The following is a 16,128-nucleotide window of genomic DNA, read 5'->3' as shown; positions in this document are numbered from 1 at the left end:
GAATGCTTATGAACATGCAACCAGACAATCTTGCCGAACTCGCCAAGGAGGCGACGATCGGCGGCATGGGAACGACTGTGGACCGGGAAATCCCGGTTATCGACCTCTCCGATTTCGAAAACCGCAAGCAGGAAATCGCAGATGCGCTTTGGCAGGCTTCGATAGATATCGGCTTCTTCCAGGTTTACAATCACGGGATCGCCCAGGAAGACATCGACGCGGCCTTCGATACGGCCTGGACCTTCTTCGAACTACCGGCCGACGTCAAGGCGAAAACCCCCATGCCCAAGGGCGTCAATGCCGGCTGGGAATTCAAGGCGCAGGTTCGCCCCTCCACCGGCACGCCCGATAACAAGGAAAGCTTCCAGCTTACCCGGCCGGACATGATCCGCCTCAATCTTTGGCCAAGCGAAGAGGATCTCCCGGGCTTCCGCGAAAAGATGCTTCGCTTCGAGCGGCAGAACTGGGAACTGGGTATGCGCATCCTGTCCTGCTTCGCGATGAAGATGGGCTTTCCCGAGGATTTCTTCACGAAGGCTCATGATCCGTCCTCGGAAGAATATCAGTCGACATTGCGGCTGATCCACTACATGTCGATGGAAGACGCCAAGCCGGAAGATTTCCAGTCCTGGCGAGCCGGTGCGCATTCGGACTTCGATTGCCTGACCATCCTTCACCAGAAGGAAGGCGAAGGCGGGCTTCAGGTTTGCCCAGGCAAGGATGCGGAACTGAAGCAATGGACCGACGTTCCGCCACGCAAGGGTTACATCACCTGCAACATCGGCGACATGCTGATGCGCTGGTCGGACGACCAGCTGCAATCGACATTGCACCGTGTGCGCATGCCGCGCGAAGGCGAGTATATGGGTCGCCGTCTCTCCCTGCCCTTCTTCTGCCAGGCCAACCGTGATGCCGTCATGCAGGGGCCGCTCGGCAAATACGAGGCGATCACGGCCGGCGAATATCTGACCCGCCGCATCAACGCCAATTTCGCCAAGAAGTGACGTTGAAGATGGTCCGTTGCAATGACATCGTGGAACAAGCAATCCGACTCCCGTCAGGCAACGGACCCATCATGCTTCATGGACGCGCGCTACGCTACATCGACGAAGTGGCCCGACAGGGCTCCATCCGCAAGGCGGCGAAGACATTGCATGTCGCCGCCTCCGCGGTGAACCGCTACGTACTGGAGCTTGAAGAAGAGCTGCAGGCGCCTATCTTCGAGCGGCTGCCGCGCGGCCTGAAACTGACCAGTTCCGGCGAAATCCTTATCCAGCACATCCGCGAGACCCTGCAGGCGCATCAGAAGATGCGGGCGCAGATCCAGTCCCTCAAAGGACTCAATCGCGGTGAGGTGGTGATTGCGACCATGGCGACACTTGCCGCCGGCCGGCTCGCGGAGATCGTTGCAGAGTACCGCGACAAACATCCTCAGGTAAGCCTGCGGATCATGGTCGGCGACCGGACGACTGTGGCGGAGATGGTAGCGCTGGGCCAGGCCGATGTCGCCATCGCCTACAATCTGCCGGACGATACCCGCCTGCAACGCGCCGCCGAATTTCGCCATGCCCTGGGAGCGGTTGTCTCGTCCGCCCATCCGCTCGCAACCCGCAAGACCGTGCGCATGTCGGATTGCCTACTCTATCCTCTGGTTCTGGCTGACCGGTCGCTGTCGCTGCGCGAGGTTGTCGAGGCCACAGCCCCGGCGCGTGCCACCCTCGTCCCGGTCGTCGAAACCAATTCGATGGAGCTGATGAAGCGCCTCGCCCGGACCACCCCGCACATTACCTTCCTCAACCGGCTCGATGTCGACCGAGAAATGGCGACCGGTGAGCTGGTTTTTATCCCGCTGACCGGAACAGGCTCGTTGCAACGGCTGAACATCCTCCACCGCGCCCGCGGCTCGCTTTCGCCCGCCGGCAGCCATTTCCTGCATTTCGCGCAGGAGCGTCTGCTTGCTTCGCTGGACGAGAGCTGAGCGCCCGGCAAACCATCCGATAGAGACCCACCATGAACGATCTTTCTCCGTTTCCCAGCCTTGCCGCCCGTCTGGCGAGACCAGGCCGCATTCGTCTTGCCAAGGCGTGCGTGCCGGTTGCCCTGCTTGCCGATGACGTGCCCGACGGTGCGAAGGTGGACCGGAACGGTTCGGCCCTCGTCGATATTCTGATTGAGAACGGCAAGATCGAGGCGATCACCCCTGCGCTTGCCGATGGCGGTGACGATGCAGTCGCGCTCGACGGCCGCCACGTCTGGCCGCTGCTGATCGACGCGCACGCCCACCTCGACAAGGGCCACACGATGGGACGAGCGCCCGATTCCGGCGGCACGCATCCGGGCGCACGCGCTGCAACGACCGCAGATCGTCTTGCGCACTGGAATGCGGAAGACCTTCTTCGGCGGATGGAATTTGGCCTTGCGACGGCCGACGCCCATGGCGTGGCCGCTATCCGCACGCATCTCGACAGCCATGAGGGGCAGGCGGAAATCACCTGGAATGCTTTTGCCGAGGTGCGCGAACGCTGGAAAGGCTGCATCGCCTTGCAAGCCGCCGGGCTCGTGCCGCTCGATGCCTACAGTGGCGATTATGGCGCGCGTCTTGCCGATATCGTTGCCTACCACGGCGGCCTGCTGGGTGGCGTCACCCGCGCCTCAGGGGGCACCCATGGATCAGGCCTTGACGATATCGACCTGCTGCTTGATCAAGTGTTCGTGCTGGCGAAGGAGCGGGAGCTGGATGTTGACCTGCATGTCGACGAGGCCGATCAGGCCGATGCTTTGCCGCATGTCGCGCGTGCTGCCATCCGCCATGGCTACGAGGGGCGCGTCACCTGCGGCCACTGCTGTTCGCTGGCCCTTCTCGGCGAGCAGGAACTGCGAGATACGATTGCTCTGATCGCCGATGCCGGCCTTTCGATCATCACGCTGCCAACCGTCAATATGTATCTTCAGGACCGTCAACATGGCCGCACGCCGCGCTGGCGCGGGGTGACACCCGTTCAGGAGTTGCGGGCGGCCGGCATCCCGGTGGCTGCGGCCGGAGACAATTGCCGCGACCCGTTCTTTGCCTATGGCGATCACGACATGCTGGACACCTGGCGGCAGGCGGTGCGCATCTTGCATCTCGACCACCCTTACGCGGATGCGCCTGCACTTGCCGGTCCCGTCCCGGCCAGCATCATGGGCATAGACGCCGGCATGATCGGCATCAGTCGTCCGGCAGACCTGATGATCCTGGAGGCGTGGAGCCTCGATCAGGTCATCGCCCGCCCACACTCCGACCGCGTCATTCTCCGCAAGGGTATCCTCTCAAACAGGGCATTGCCCTCCTACAGCACGCTTGCAGATTTCCAGCTGGCAGGAGCAGATCGCATATAGGAGACAAAAACAATTGGCCGGCGAGGCTCATCGGTCCCCTTGGCTATTCGGTTTTCATGTCGCTACTTGACCGCCATTTTAAAGCCTTGCTGTAGAGTTCGGTCCGACGAACTTGAAGCCGCGTCGCTTCAACTCCTGCGAAATCTTCTCGGATATCAGTGTACTCGCAACCCAGCTTTCACCGTCACCAAGGACCGGCTTCCCTTCCGTGAAGGACCAGCAGAATGCCGAGAAGTCCTCGCCGCGATCCTGCATGTCACAATAGATTTGCGCGCCCCTGATCGTGGCCTCGATTTTGGCCCGTGCGCACACGAGGCCAGGATCCGCCATCAACCGCTCAATGTCCCGCTCGTCAAAAGCAGCGACCTTAACCCGGGCCGAAATCCGCGAAGGCGACTCGAAAGGCATCACGCTTGGGCAGGATGGTGATCCAGGCAAGCCCTGCCTGGAACCCCTCCAGCATGAGCATTTCCCTCAGCGTCCGCGGGTCTCGCTGTGGCAGACCCAATTCGGCATCATGATAGTCCCGCATCAGCGGGTCGTCTTGAGACCAGCTACAGCGCTCACAGGACAAAATGTCAGGTATGGTGAGGGTGTGAGGGTTCTCTTTCAATTGCCGCCGACCGCTGCCCACTGTTTCTATCGGCAATCTGCGAGAGTTTTTTTATGATCAAAGGCAGGCTCCCGGCATCCGCTCTTGCGCGAATGCCGGGTCGCACCCTTAGACAGTGCGGATAGTCCCGCCATCGATGACAAACTCGGCGCCGTGGATTGCAGCCGCCCGGTCGGAAGCCAGGTAGGCGATAAGGTCGGCTACTTCTTCAGGCTCGGCGCCACGCCCGATCGAGATCCCGCCCAAGGCATCGAGCACGGACTGACGCGCGTCCTCAATCGTGCCACCATTGGCAGTCCGAAGCATTTCGAGAAAGTCTCCAGTGGCGTCGGTCATGATCCAGCCGGGCGAGACGGAATTGACCCGCACGCCCTTGGGACCGAGCTCTTTCGAGATCGACTTGCTGTAGGTTCTGAGCGCCGCCTTCGCCGCGGCGTATGCTGTTGTGGATTCGGGCAGCGGCAGGACGGACTGAATCGAGGTGACATGGACCACGGTGCCCTTGCCCCGCTCAAGCATCTGCGGGATCAACAAGCGATCGAGACGGACAGTCGCCAGCAGGTTGAGGTTCAGTTCTGCAAGCCAATGATCGTCCGTCAGCGCGGCGAAGCCTCCCGGTGGCGAAGCTGAGCCTCCGATGACATGGGCAAGGATGTCGATGCCGCCCAACCGTTCAAGCGCTGCCTTGGCCAGCGCTTCGCTTCCCTTTGCAGTGGTCAGGTCTGCCTGCACATATCCGACGCCCTCTATGGGATCCTTGATCGTGCGGGCGGCCGTGATAACACGGGCTCCGCCGGCGAGGAAGCGCTCGACCGTGGCGCGGCCCAGACCCTTGGTGCCGCCGGTGATGAGTACGCACTTGCCGGCGAACTCGTTGGGATCTGCCTTGATGCTCATACTGTCGTCTCCAGGGTTTTGATGGCGTCGTTGGCCAGCGTAAAGCGATAGGTGAAGCGGAGCGGGCTGCCGGGGAAGTCTCCATGAGCGGGACCTTCAAGCACGACATCGCCGTCTTCTTCCCGAACTGTGTCGGGCTCAAAAATCGCCTGTACCGCGATCGCTTCGTCATTAAGTAGCTTGCGGATCTGCGCTATTCCCTCGTAACGCTTACCGTTGTCGATAAAGACGGCATCATGCAGAAACGGGGCCATCATGCCGTCGATATCGAGACGGGCGTTAGCCTCGACATAGGCGGCGATTGGCTTGGGTAGGTTCATTGTCATGTTCATCTCCTCAACAGTGATGAAGCTAAGTTAGCGATGGACTTTTCGCCTGATAAGCGAGATAAACTGCCATGAGGCATCACGAAAATCGGGATAATGACGCGCCATTCATTGATCGAGCTTGAGGCGGTTCTCGCCATCGTTCGGTGCGGCTCGTTCCGAGCGGCGGCAACCGATCTCGGCATGTCGACCACGGCCATCAGCAACGCGGTGGGTAAGCTAGAGCGTCAGCTCGACGTGCGATTATTCAATCGCACGACGCGCAGCGTATCGCTCACCTATGCGGGCCGGATATTCGTCGCGCAGATCAAGCCATCGCTTGAGGGCATCCAAAAAGCGATGAACACGGCGCGCTCCCAGCAGGAGACGCCGTCCGGCACCTTGCGCATCAATGCCTTCGCGACGGCGGCGCGCGAGATCATGGCGCCACTAGTCCTCGGCTATTTGCAGCGTTATCCGCAGGTTCATATCGACATCGTTACCGAGGGCCGACTTGTTGACGTGGTGGCGGCGGGTTTCGACCTGGGAGTGCGCAGCGCCGATCTGGTGCCTGGCGACGCAATCGCCATTCCGCTGGGTAAGATGAGACGCATGGCAATTGCCGCATCGCCTGCCTTTTTCGAAAACAGGGCTATCCCCCAAGTGCCGCAGGATTTGCTCTGTTACCCTTGCGTTCGCGGGCGGCTTCCCGATGGTACATTGCTTAGATGGCGGTTCGAGAAGGGCGGCGAAAAACTGCAACTCGACGTCGAAGGGCCGATCACTCTTGATGAAGCCTCCCTGGCGCGGATCGCGGTGACTAACGGCGTGGGGATCGGCTACTTCATGGAAGCCGACGTCCGCGAAGACATCGCTGAGGGACGGCTTGTGCGCCTTCTTGAAGACTGGACGCCGCCGCTCGTGCCGCTGTGCCTCTATTATTATAATCGGCGAAATTCCTCCGCGGCCTTCCAGGCTTTTATCGCGCTCGCGCGCGACTACGCGTCCGGACGGCTCGCCCAGCACTAATCCTTCGGATAAGCATATCCCGTCACGTCCTGAGGTAACCCTTAAGGCCCTAGCATTCTGCGTGAAGTCATGATCTGCAGACAGATTTTGGCCGATGTCGATCGGATCGAGCGCCATCGGCCTTTGTCTCAAGCGCTGACCGGGATGGGGTTGTCGACAATGCTGCGATTGAAGGCTTCGAAGAAGCTGTGTTCGTTCGCGCCCGGATTGTCCCGTAGGGACTTGATGGCATCGACGATCACTTCGGGGGTCTCTGTGGCAAGCGCAACGAGCGTCTGCTCGATAAAATCGGGCAACGGCATGGCGCGCGGATCACCGCTTTTATAGATCAGATCGGTGTCCACCCATGGCGGGGCGATTTCCTGCACGCGCACGCTGGTGTCCCGCAGTTGAAAGCGCTGAGACAGAGCAAAGGAATGAAGCGCCGCCTTGGTCGCCGAATAGATCGCATTACTGGCGATCGGAACGAAGGCAAGCACGCTACTGGTGTACAGCACGGTTGCCTCGGGTTTCGTCTTCAGATGGTCAATTAGGGCAGAGGTCACACGGATGGGCCCAATCAGGTTGGTGGCGATCAGGTCCTGCATGACAGCGTCGTCAACCGGGCCGGAGACATCATCGAAGGGCATGAATCCGGCGTTGTTGAACACCACATTCAGATCGGGATGGTTTTCGATCAGTTCCCTCGCGGCGGACTGGATGCTGTCGAGGCTCGATACATCGAGCGCGATGGCCGCCATGCCGGGGTTGGCTGCGGTCACTTCGTCGAGCAGTGCAGTGCGCCGTCCGGAGATGATTACCTTGTTGCCAAGGCGATGGAAGGCTTCCGCAAGGCCTCGCCCGATGCCGCTCGTGCCGCCAGTGATGAAGATGGTGTTGCCAGTCAGTTTCATGGGATGAACCTTTCATTCTAAGAGGGTTGGAACGTTTTCAGGCTGCAGTCGTAAAGCGCGGAGCTGGCTGGGTGGCGGAGAGCTGCGGGCCGAGGGCGAGACGCGCCGCCTCATAGGCATTCCACAGCTCGATATCGCGCAGCGCAGGGATGGTGCTGGTTTCGCCCTGATCGAACCCGGCAAGGGCGGCATCGACCATGTCCTCAGCCTGCATCACGATTTCGGTGGGGAGATGCTCGACCGGCAGGCCGCCGAGCGCCCAGAAATCGGTCCGTGTCGCGCCGGGCAGCACGGCCTGGGCACGGATGCCGCGGTCTGAAAGTTCGTGGTTGAGCGAGGTGGTGAACGCCTGAACGAAAGCCTTTGTCCCGCCATAGACGCCGTTGAGCAATTCTGGCGCGACCGCAACAATCGAGGCGATATTGATCACCGTGCCGCCGCCGCGCGCCACGAAGCCGGGCACTGCCGCGTAGGTCAGGCGCATCAAGGCTGTCACGTTCAGCCGGACCATGGCCTCCATACGATCGACATCGCTTTCCAGCAGCGTCGTGTGGGTGCCGATGCCGGCATTGTTGACCAGCGCCGTGATGCTGGCGTCTTCGCGTAGCACCTTCTCGACGCCCGCAAGATCGGCCGCCTCGCCCAGATCGGCAGCAAGCACTTCGACCGCACGGTTCGTCTTGTCCGAGATCGCCGAGGCGAGCGACTGGAGCTTTTCCTTGTTGCGGGCAACGAGGATCAGGTCGTAACCGCGCGCGGCAAGACGGTCGGCGTAGATCGCGCCGATGCCGGTAGAGGCGCCGGTGATGAGTGCAGTTCCCTTGGTGGTCATTGATCTGTTCCTTGTTTGCGGGAAAGCGCCATCGCTTTCGACAAGGACGTTATGGACCAGATGACATTTGTCCGATATGACGTATAAACTACGTTTTTCAGACATACGGTTTGGAGGGTTGAATGCCTCACGTTTCCATGGTGCTGACGCCGGGCTTCCAGTTTCTGGCGCTCGGCGTGCAGGCCGCCTTCGAGCTGGCCAATCTGTTGCGGGATGAAACTTATTACACCCTTTCGATCACCTCGGTCGAAGGTGGACCTGTCATGTCATCCAGTGGTTTTGCTGTGCCGACGACCAAGCTCAACGACGTGGGACAGGTGGACACGCTTCTTCTTCTGGCGGGCCTCGTACCCCCTCCGCAGCAGGATGAAACGACGCTCGCGACTTTACGCGCGATGGCCAAGGCATCGCGAAGGGTCGCGGGACTCTGCACAGGGTCGTTTCTACTTGGGCAGATGGGATTTCTCGAAGGACGGCGCGCAACCACTCATTGGTCCTATGCCAAGGAGATGCGCAATGCCTTTCCAAATGTACGGGTTGAGGACGACCGTATCTTCATCAACGAGGGGCCGGTCTGGACATCGGCCGGCCTCACCGCGGGCCTGGATCTTGCCGTGGCATTGATCGAGAAAGATCTGGGACGTGATGTAGCAAGCGCCATCGCCCGACGGCTGGTGATGCACCATCGCCGCGCGGGTGGTCAGTCGCAGCATTCGGAACTATTGCAACTCTCCCCCAGCAGCGATCGGATTCAAAAAACGCTGATCCATGCCAAGGCACATCTCACCAATCCGCTGACAGTCGAAGAACTGGCTCAGGTCGCGGCACTATCGCCTCGCCAATTCAGCCGTGCGTTTCACGCGGAAACCGGCCAGACACCCGCCAAGGCCGTCGAGCAAATCCGCATTGAGGCCGCTCGCCTGATGATCGAGGAGACTCGGCACCCCATGGATCACATCGCCCGGGAAAGCGGTTTCGTTGATCTTCGGCGCATGCGCGATGCGTTCATGCGCCACTATGGACAACCTCCGCAGACGATCCGGCGGCTGGCAAAAGCCGCCGGAGGATGGCCGGAGAGCTAAGCTCTTGATGGGAATGGAAACCGAGACCCCGCTGTTTGACGTATTGCTTGCAAATGAAAACATTCGAAATAGCGTTTGTGAGAACTCTGCTGCAAGGAAATCAACGAATTGGCGTGCCACGGTGGCTGTTTCATCGCGCCCCCGGCTTCCCGCATATATTCCTCGAGAGAGTTCGACGTCGGGGGACCGTGCGGCCCCCCTGCACGACGAACTTGCGCCGCTTGGATCGGCTCCTGGAAGCATACTGCAAGTGTGCCGGAGGCCATTGGGCCTGAGCTGCAATTCTTCCTGAAGAGATTACGCGGAGCGTACAGTGCGACTTGCATATTCGTTGTGCAGGCGCTGGTGGTTTAACGCATCCTGTTTAGGCGCAATGCCAAAAGTTCTGGAATATTCGCGGCTAAATTGCGACGCGCTCTCATACCCCACCTCGTAGGCCGCTTCGGCAACATTGGCAGCCTTCGTGACCATGAGACGACGCGCCTCCAATAAGCGGAGTTGCTTCTGAAACTGCAGCGGCGTCATCGAGGTCAACGCCTTGAAATGCTGGTGAAACGAAGACGGGCTCATTCGCGCGACATCAGCCAACTGATCAACGCGTAAAGTTTCGGCGAAGTTGGTGTGCAACAGGGCTACGGCCCTGACCACACGCTCAATGTTTGATTCCGGGCAGGCAAGCTTACAGATCTCGCCGCCATGCGGGCCGCTCAACAGCCAGTAGCAGATCTCGCGCACGATTGAAGGCGCCAGGATCGGGATTGCCTTCGGCGTTGCCAGCAGTCGAACGAGACGAAGAATGCAATCAGCGAGTGCTTGATCCACTTTGGCGATAAAAGCACCAGGACCGGTCGCCTCTGATTGTGCTGGCGGTGTATCCAATTGTTCGAGAACTTGCCGCACAGTTGCCACGTCGAAGTCGATCATGACGCCGACGTAAGGCGTTGCAGTGCTGGCCTCCACGATCCTTCCGGTCGCCGGGAGGCCGACACTGACGACCAGGCACTCCATGCTGCGGTAGTTGAGATGTTCATCACCGAACTGCAACTCCTTCGCCCCCTCCAGCACGACGCAGAGCGACGGCCTGTAAATGTTCCGCATGGGCATCATCGATTGAAACGAGCGGACGATGTTGAAGCCTTCGATGGCCGTCGGGAACAGGCCTTCCCCCCCACCCTGTTCTTCGATGTAGGCGGTAACGGCTGAGAGCAATGGGGTATTCAAGCGAGGCTCCGGCTGCTTAAGGGGCCACGGCAATACGTGGCTTCTCGCCGGCATCATCGCCTCTCCTGCAGGAATAGGCAAGTTTCTTGAAGGTTCGGGCATTCTGGTCATCGGTCACTCCATCTAGCTTAAGGGTGCAACCAAGCGAGGAGTGACCTCAAGATGACAGAAATTGTCGCCCGGTCAATAGACCGTTCAGAGACACGAGCGCCGCCGGCTGCCTCCAGTCGGCAATACGTCAGAGGCCTACGGATGGCCGCTATATGTATCGTGCTTCTGCTAATCAACGCGTTATCGCAGATTGATCGGATACTTCCGTTCATCCTGGCGGAGAAGATCAAAGCAGACCTGCGGCTGACCGACACTGAGATGGGCCTGATCACGGGCCTCGCCTTCGCGGTTTGCTACGCGCTTCTCTCTCTGCCGCTTGCCCGCGCAGCAGATAGGGGATCTCCCAGGCTTGTACTGATTTCCTGCGTCCTGATCTGGAGCGTCATGACGACCCTGGGCGGTTTTGCCGCCAGTTTCATGTTCCTGGGCCTCACACGTTTCGGCGTCGCATTCGGGGAGGCCGGCGCCGTTCCGGCGGGCCACGCCCTGATTGTTCGCAAAATCGACCCCGAGCGCCGCGGTCTCGCAATCGGCCTGTTCGCAATGGGCATCCCGCTCGGCACCATGGTGGGATTTGCGGCAGGCGGCGCAATTGCAGATGTACTCGGCTGGCGCATTGTTCTGATCGGTGCTGGCGCCATAGGCGTCTTGATCGGTCTGTTGACCATTCTGGTTTCCGGGCCCACGCCGCCTATTCCATCAACAGCCTCACGCAGCGAACCGTTTTTGCGAACCGGCCTTGACCTATTATCATCCCCGGCGTTCCGCTGGTTGTTCACGGGTACTATTTTCCTAGGCTTCGCAGGAGCGCCTTTCTATGCCTTCTCCATCCCGTTTCTGATCCGCACCCACGATTTTACAGCGACAGAGGTCGGTGTGTCGTTCGGGATGCTCCAAGGTTTGATGGGGGTCATCGGGACTTTGGGTGGCGGACGATGGTTTGATCACGCCGTCCGCTCAGGCACAGGCAAGGTACTCGGCCCTCCAGCAATTCTGTTCCTGATCGCCAGTGTAACGACGACTGCGGCCCTGTTTACACCGGCCGGCTGGATGTCCATTGCACTCTTCGTGCCGGGGATGCTGTCCTTTTCATTCATGCTGCCGTGGGGCTTCGGCGCCGCGCATCTTATCGCCGGTCCTGGGCGTCAGGCACAGGCGACCAGCCTCGTTATGATTGGTTCCGGTCTTGCCGGCCCGGCACTCGGCCCCTTGATCGTCGGCGTCGTCAGTGATGCAGCCACAGCGGCTGACATTCCCAATGGCCTAGGGCTCGGCTTGTTGATCGTGCCATTGGCGAGCGTCGTGGCGGGGATTGTCTACCTGATAGCAAACCAGCGCATCGCGAATTTCCTTCGCCAGCGTTGAGCGCGAAACGCGGCTGCAGACGACGTCTGCGGCACCTTGAAACTTCCTCAAAGGAGACACTACGATGTTCGATACCGATAACTCTCGCCGCGCATTCCTCGCCATGGCCGCCGCTGTTCCTTCAGCTCTCGCCATGACAAGCGTTGCGTCGGCGCAGACTTCCGATGCCGCCCCTCAACTCGGCACCCAGCGCGGCGCAGTGATCACCGGCTCTTCCCGCGGCATCGGGGCCGCGACAGCCCGACGCCTCGCGCGGGACGGGTACGCCGTGACGGTGAACTATCTAACGAACCGTGACCTTGCCGAAGCGGTCGTCGGCGACATCGAGGCGGCTGGCGGTCGCGCCATCGTTCGCCAAGGGGACGTTGCGGATCCAGCTGCAGTCAAAGCTCTTTTCGACGCCAATGACGAAGCCTTCGGCGGCGTCGACATCGTCGTCAATAACGCCGGCATCATGAATGTCGGTCTGTTCGCCCAAATGACCGACGAAGCCTTTGACCGGATGATGGCCACCAACGTCAAAGGAAGCTTCAATGTTCTGCGCGAGGCGTCGCGCCGCGTTCGCGACGGCGGCCGGATTATCAGCCTCAGCTCAAGCATCATCAAGATGAGCCCTCCCGCAACGGCAGCCTATGCTGCAACCAAGGCAGCGCAAGAGATCTATTCAAACGTTCTCGCAAAGGAATTGGGTGGCCGCAACATTTCAGTCAACGCGATATCGCCAGGCGCCGTCGATACCCAACTCTTGCGACAGCATGGAGAAGAGGCACTTCGCGGCATACCGGAGGCTACCCCGCTCGGTCGGCTGGGCCAACCCGAAGATATCGCCAATGTCATCGGCCTTCTCTGCTCGCAGGATGGGGCGTGGATCAACGGTCAAAACATCTTCGCGAATGGCGGCATCGCCTGATCGATGTTCGCTACGGCATGGACGCGCCGAAGCGGATTCGCGACTAACCACTCCTGCAGGACACCTTCGTCATGAAATACAACACATTGGGAAATACGGGCCTTTTCGTCTCCGAGCTCTGCCTCGGCACGATGACGTTCGGCGGCAAGGGCATCTGGTCCAATATGGGTAACGTCCAGCAGGACGACGCTCAGGCACTGATCGCCCGTGCACTCGAGCACGGGATCAACTTTATCGATACTGCCGATATCTATTCGAGCGGCGCGTCGGAAGAGATGGTCGGCCGCTCAATTAAGAATCTTGGTGTGCGGCGGGAAGACGTCGTCATCGCAACGAAGGTCTACGGGCCTATGGGCCAGGGGCCAAACGACGCCGGCAATTCCCGGGGCCACATCTTCGACAGCGTCAAAGCCAGTTTAAGAAGGCTACAAGTCGATCACATCGATCTATACCAGCTCCATAACATCGACACCGTAACACCGATCGACGAAAGCCTGTCGGCATTGGATGCGCTGGTGCAGCAAGGTCTTGTTCGTTATGTCGGCGTGTCGAATTGGTCGGCCTGGCAGATGGCCAGGGCGTTGGGCCACAGCGAGCACCTTCAGATCGCGAAGATCGCAACCTCGCAAAACTACTACACGCTGGCAGGTCGCGATATCGAGAGGGAAATTGTTCCGCTCATTAAGGCCGAGAAACTCGGTCTTCTGGTTTGGAGCCCGCTTGCCGGCGGGCTGCTCAGCGGTAAGTTCGGCCGCGACAAGCAGGGCCAGGAAGGCAGCCGACGGACGACCTTCGATTTTCCGCCGGTCGCCATGGATCGAGCTTATGACGTGATCGATGTGATGCAACGCATCGGCGCCGAAAAGGGGGTCAGCGTTGCGAGGATCGCGCTGGCTTGGCTGCTGCATCAGCCGCACGTCACAAGCGTCATCGTCGGTGCGAAGACGGTCACGCAGCTCGACGACAGCGTCGGGGCTTCAGAAATCACGCTCAGTGCGGATGATGTCGCCGAATTGGAAGCCGTCAGTAAAATCACCCCCGAATATCCGGCATGGATGCAGCGAACGCGTGAGGTGGCGGTAAAGCCGCCGCTCGCCAACGCATCGGCTCGGACCCGGAACCGCCCCGTTTCGGATCCGTGAGAGGTCGCCCAAAGCGACCTTCTGTCCACCGAAGACGTGCTCCGAACAAGGCGTCTTTCGACAGACAATCTCGCTCCAGCAGAAACAGAAGGAACTGACAATGTCACAACCTTGGACACTTGACGATATGCCGCCTCAGAAGGGCCGAACGATCCTGATCACCGGAACCGGCGGCCTGGGCTTCGAAGATGCGCTCGCGCTGGCCCGAGCCGGTGGCGACGTGATCATCGCAGGGCGCAATCCGACGAAAGGCGCCGAAGCCGTTCGGCGCATCAAGGAAAGGGCGCCGCAGGCATCAGTTACCCTGGAAATCGTCGACCTCGCCAGCCTCGCATCGATAGAGAGGCTGGCCAAAAGACTGAAAGAAACGCGTGATCATATCGACGTCCTCATCAACAACGCCGGCGTGATGACGCCGCCAACACGACAGACGACCAGCGACGGTTTTGAACTGCAGTTCGGCACCAATTATCTTGGCCACTTTGCCTTGACTGGTCGGCTCCTGCCGTTGCTCACGCGGGCAAAAAACCCACGCGTCGTCACGCTTTCCAGCATTGCTGTTCGAAGCGCAAGCGCCGCAATCAATTTCGACGATCTGCAAGCGGAGCGAAATTATAAGCCGATGCCTGTCTACACTCAGTCGAAGCTGGCATGTCTAATGTTCGCTTTCGAACTGCAACGAAGAAGTGACGATGCGGGCTGGGGTATCACTAGCATGGCCGCTCACCCGGGCGTATCGCGCACCGATCTGCTTCATAACGCCCCTGGGCGCAACAGTGCTCAAGGTCTCCTCAGGACGGTGTTATGGTTTCTGTTTCAGCCCGTTGCCCAAGGCGCGTTGCCGACTTTGTTTGCGGTGACGTCTCCAAACGCCCGAGGCGGCGGATATTACGGGCCCGATAGACTAGCCGAAACCCGTGGACACCCGACAGAGGCACAGATTCCGCGACAGGCGATGGAAAAGCATGTGGCGCATAGGCTGTGGGAGCTTTCAGAAAAGCTGACAGGTATATCGTTCAACGCGCAAGTTCCTCATCCTGAGCTTTTCGGTCAGGGCGAGGCAACAATCAAACGGGGGGTGTAAGCCATGGACCCCCTTGGAAACCTTGTCGACTGGATTGAGATATACGGCATATTTGGTCTCTTCGCGATCGGGCTTGCAGAGCGTTTCTTGCCTGCCCTGCCCTCCTATGGGGTTCTGGTTGCCATAGGTGTTTCGGCCGATGGTATCTGGTTCCTCCTCACCGCCGTCATCGCAACGACGCTAGGGAGTTTTATGGGTGCCCTCAACCTCTATTTTCTCGTGCGTGCTATCGGGAGAAAGAAATCCGCAACGCTTCTCTACGCGGTCGGCAGATGGGTAGGTCTATCGCACCCTCATATCGACTGGATATTGTCCTCCCTGCAGGCCCGGGAAGGATTGCTCACGATCCTGTCGCAGCTCATTCCCACGATCCGGTTGATCTCGCCCATTGCGGCGGGGCTGTTAGGCACCAATACGCCGCAGTTCGTATCCGGCATGGCAGTCGGCATCGTTCTGTGGAACGGCCTGTTCATTGCCGCGGGATATTTGGCTGGCTTGGCGTTTCCCGGCATCAATTCATCCGTGCTCGCCCTCAAGATATTGGTCCTGCTTGTTGTCGCGGAAATAGTCACGGCCTTGGTGTGGCGGCTTCAGCGAAGACATTCGATGCGCATGCACCCTGGAGCCAGCAAGCGATGACGAACAGGAATGCTGATGCGCTTTTGTTTTTCCGGGCGTGGCTTTGCGCCCCCCTTCGCGTCGCCTCCGTCACTCCATCAGGGCGCGCGTTGTCTTCCCTTATGACCGCGGAGATATCCACGCAGACGGGCACAGTCATCGAGTTGGGTCCTGGAACCGGCGTCTTTACAGAGGCATTGCTGCGACGGGGTGTTGCCGAAGAAAATCTCGTGCTGGTCGAGTACGGTGCAGAGTTTGCGAACCAACTCAGCGATCGCTTTCCAGCCGCAAAAACAGTCCGGATGGATGCTGCTCTGTTGCGCAAGTTAACGCTTCACGCCTCAGCGCCCGTGGGCGCTGTCGTGAGTGGCCTTCCTCTTCTATCGATGCCGTTGCGCAAGGTGCATGCGATCCTGGAGGGGGCGTTCTCGCATCTTCACCATGGTGGAGCATTCTACCAATTCACCTACGGACCGCGATGCCCGATCGCCAGACCCTTGCTCGACCGCCTGGGCCTGAAAGCAACCTATGTCGGCTGCACCCTAGCCAATATTCCACCCGCAGCCGTCTATCGCATCACGCGACGAAGACTTCGACAGGGAGTGCGATCGGATGCATCTGGGTCTTTTACCTGATGGTCGAAGGACT

General features: G+C 59.7%; 18 protein-coding genes. 11 read left to right on the top strand and 7 right to left on the bottom strand.

Annotation, left to right across the window (positions count from 1 at the left end):
* Positions 1-8 precede the first annotated feature (8 nt).
* From N7578_RS02170 to N7578_RS02160, 3 genes are read left to right on the top strand one after another with little or no spacing between them, the layout of a single operon-like run.
* The gene (locus N7578_RS02170) at positions 9-1,004 is read left to right on the top strand and encodes a 2-oxoglutarate and iron-dependent oxygenase domain-containing protein (RefSeq protein WP_311108673.1); all 996 of its coding nucleotides are present in this window, start codon (positions 9-11) and stop codon (positions 1,002-1,004) included.
* 2 nt (positions 1,005-1,006) lie between these two features.
* Entirely contained in the window at positions 1,007-1,978 is a 972-nt protein-coding gene (locus N7578_RS02165) for a LysR family transcriptional regulator (protein ID WP_422646655.1), read from the top strand.
* 32 nt (positions 1,979-2,010) lie between these two features.
* Positions 2,011-3,378, top strand: a complete 1,368-nt coding sequence (locus tag N7578_RS02160) for a cytosine deaminase (RefSeq protein WP_311108671.1) — start codon at positions 2,011-2,013, stop codon at positions 3,376-3,378.
* A 78-nt stretch (positions 3,379-3,456) separates the two neighbouring features.
* Here the strand turns inward: N7578_RS02160 and N7578_RS02155 are convergent, their stop codons facing one another.
* The 4 genes from N7578_RS02155 to N7578_RS02140 all read right to left on the bottom strand — a co-directional run bounded on the left by N7578_RS02155 (position 3,457) and on the right by N7578_RS02140 (position 5,214).
* On the bottom strand, positions 3,457-3,786 hold the full coding sequence (locus tag N7578_RS02155; protein WP_311108670.1) for a DNA-3-methyladenine glycosylase I: 330 nt from the start codon (positions 3,784-3,786) through the stop codon (positions 3,457-3,459).
* Entirely contained in the window at positions 3,746-4,012 is a 267-nt protein-coding gene (locus tag N7578_RS02150) for a DNA-3-methyladenine glycosylase I (RefSeq protein ID WP_311108669.1), read from the bottom strand. The genes N7578_RS02155 and N7578_RS02150 overlap by 41 nt, the downstream gene beginning before the upstream one ends.
* An 87-nt stretch (positions 4,013-4,099) precedes the next feature.
* Complete coding sequence (locus tag N7578_RS02145) at positions 4,100-4,888, bottom strand: SDR family oxidoreductase (protein WP_311108668.1); 789 nt, start codon at positions 4,886-4,888, stop codon at positions 4,100-4,102.
* The gene (locus N7578_RS02140; RefSeq protein ID WP_311108667.1) at positions 4,885-5,214 is read right to left on the bottom strand and encodes a nuclear transport factor 2 family protein; all 330 of its coding nucleotides are present in this window, start codon (positions 5,212-5,214) and stop codon (positions 4,885-4,887) included. The genes N7578_RS02145 and N7578_RS02140 overlap by 4 nt, the downstream gene beginning before the upstream one ends.
* A 96-nt stretch (positions 5,215-5,310) precedes the next feature.
* Here N7578_RS02140 and N7578_RS02135 point away from each other — a divergent pair, with 96 nt between their 5' ends.
* A complete protein-coding gene (locus tag N7578_RS02135) occupies positions 5,311-6,222 on the top strand; it encodes a LysR family transcriptional regulator (protein WP_311108666.1) in 912 nt (303 codons plus the stop codon).
* A gap of 128 nt (positions 6,223-6,350) precedes the next feature.
* On the opposite strand, the gene N7578_RS02130 is transcribed toward N7578_RS02135, so the two are convergent.
* Positions 6,351-7,115 (bottom strand): SDR family NAD(P)-dependent oxidoreductase, encoded by a 765-nt coding sequence (locus N7578_RS02130; RefSeq protein ID WP_311108665.1) that lies wholly within the window; start codon positions 7,113-7,115, stop codon positions 6,351-6,353.
* Positions 7,116-7,152: 37 nt separating this feature from the next.
* Positions 7,153-7,947, bottom strand: a complete 795-nt coding sequence (locus N7578_RS02125) for an SDR family oxidoreductase (RefSeq protein WP_311108664.1) — start codon at positions 7,945-7,947, stop codon at positions 7,153-7,155.
* Positions 7,948-8,069: 122 nt separating this feature from the next.
* On the opposite strand from N7578_RS02125, the gene N7578_RS02120 reads away from it, so the two are divergent.
* Entirely contained in the window at positions 8,070-9,029 is a 960-nt protein-coding gene (locus N7578_RS02120) for a GlxA family transcriptional regulator (RefSeq protein ID WP_311108663.1), read from the top strand.
* 297 nt (positions 9,030-9,326) lie between these two features.
* On the opposite strand, the gene N7578_RS02115 is transcribed toward N7578_RS02120, so the two are convergent.
* On the bottom strand, positions 9,327-10,250 hold the full coding sequence (locus tag N7578_RS02115) for an AraC family transcriptional regulator (RefSeq protein WP_311110025.1): 924 nt from the start codon (positions 10,248-10,250) through the stop codon (positions 9,327-9,329).
* A gap of 162 nt (positions 10,251-10,412) precedes the next feature.
* Between N7578_RS02115 and N7578_RS02110 the strand changes: the two genes are divergently transcribed.
* The 6 genes from N7578_RS02110 (at position 10,413) to N7578_RS02085 (ending at position 16,115) form a co-directional block, all read left to right on the top strand.
* Positions 10,413-11,726: an MFS transporter gene (locus N7578_RS02110; protein WP_311108662.1), complete on the top strand. Its 1,314-nt coding sequence runs from the start codon at positions 10,413-10,415 to the stop codon at positions 11,724-11,726.
* A gap of 64 nt (positions 11,727-11,790) precedes the next feature.
* Positions 11,791-12,636 carry an SDR family oxidoreductase gene (locus tag N7578_RS02105; protein ID WP_311108661.1) on the top strand — a complete coding sequence of 282 codons (846 nt, stop codon included), beginning with the start codon at positions 11,791-11,793 and terminating at the stop codon, positions 12,634-12,636.
* Positions 12,637-12,707: 71 nt separating this feature from the next.
* Entirely contained in the window at positions 12,708-13,778 is a 1,071-nt protein-coding gene (locus tag N7578_RS02100; protein ID WP_311108660.1) for an aldo/keto reductase, read from the top strand.
* Positions 13,779-13,878: 100 nt separating this feature from the next.
* Positions 13,879-14,862: an oxidoreductase gene (locus N7578_RS02095; RefSeq protein ID WP_311108659.1), complete on the top strand. Its 984-nt coding sequence runs from the start codon at positions 13,879-13,881 to the stop codon at positions 14,860-14,862.
* A 3-nt stretch (positions 14,863-14,865) separates the two neighbouring features.
* Positions 14,866-15,501 (top strand): VTT domain-containing protein, encoded by a 636-nt coding sequence (locus tag N7578_RS02090; protein ID WP_311108658.1) that lies wholly within the window; start codon positions 14,866-14,868, stop codon positions 15,499-15,501.
* On the top strand, positions 15,498-16,115 hold the full coding sequence (locus N7578_RS02085; RefSeq protein WP_311108657.1) for a phospholipid methyltransferase: 618 nt from the start codon (positions 15,498-15,500) through the stop codon (positions 16,113-16,115). Before N7578_RS02090 ends, N7578_RS02085 begins: the two co-directional genes overlap by 4 nt.
* The last annotated feature ends 13 nt before the right edge of the window (positions 16,116-16,128 follow it).

The sequence above is a fragment of the Agrobacterium tumefaciens genome, from assembly GCF_031801495.1.
In the GTDB taxonomy this organism is placed as follows: domain Bacteria; phylum Pseudomonadota; class Alphaproteobacteria; order Rhizobiales; family Rhizobiaceae; genus Agrobacterium; species Agrobacterium tumefaciens_K.
This window is presented reverse-complemented; position numbering and strand designations above follow the sequence as displayed.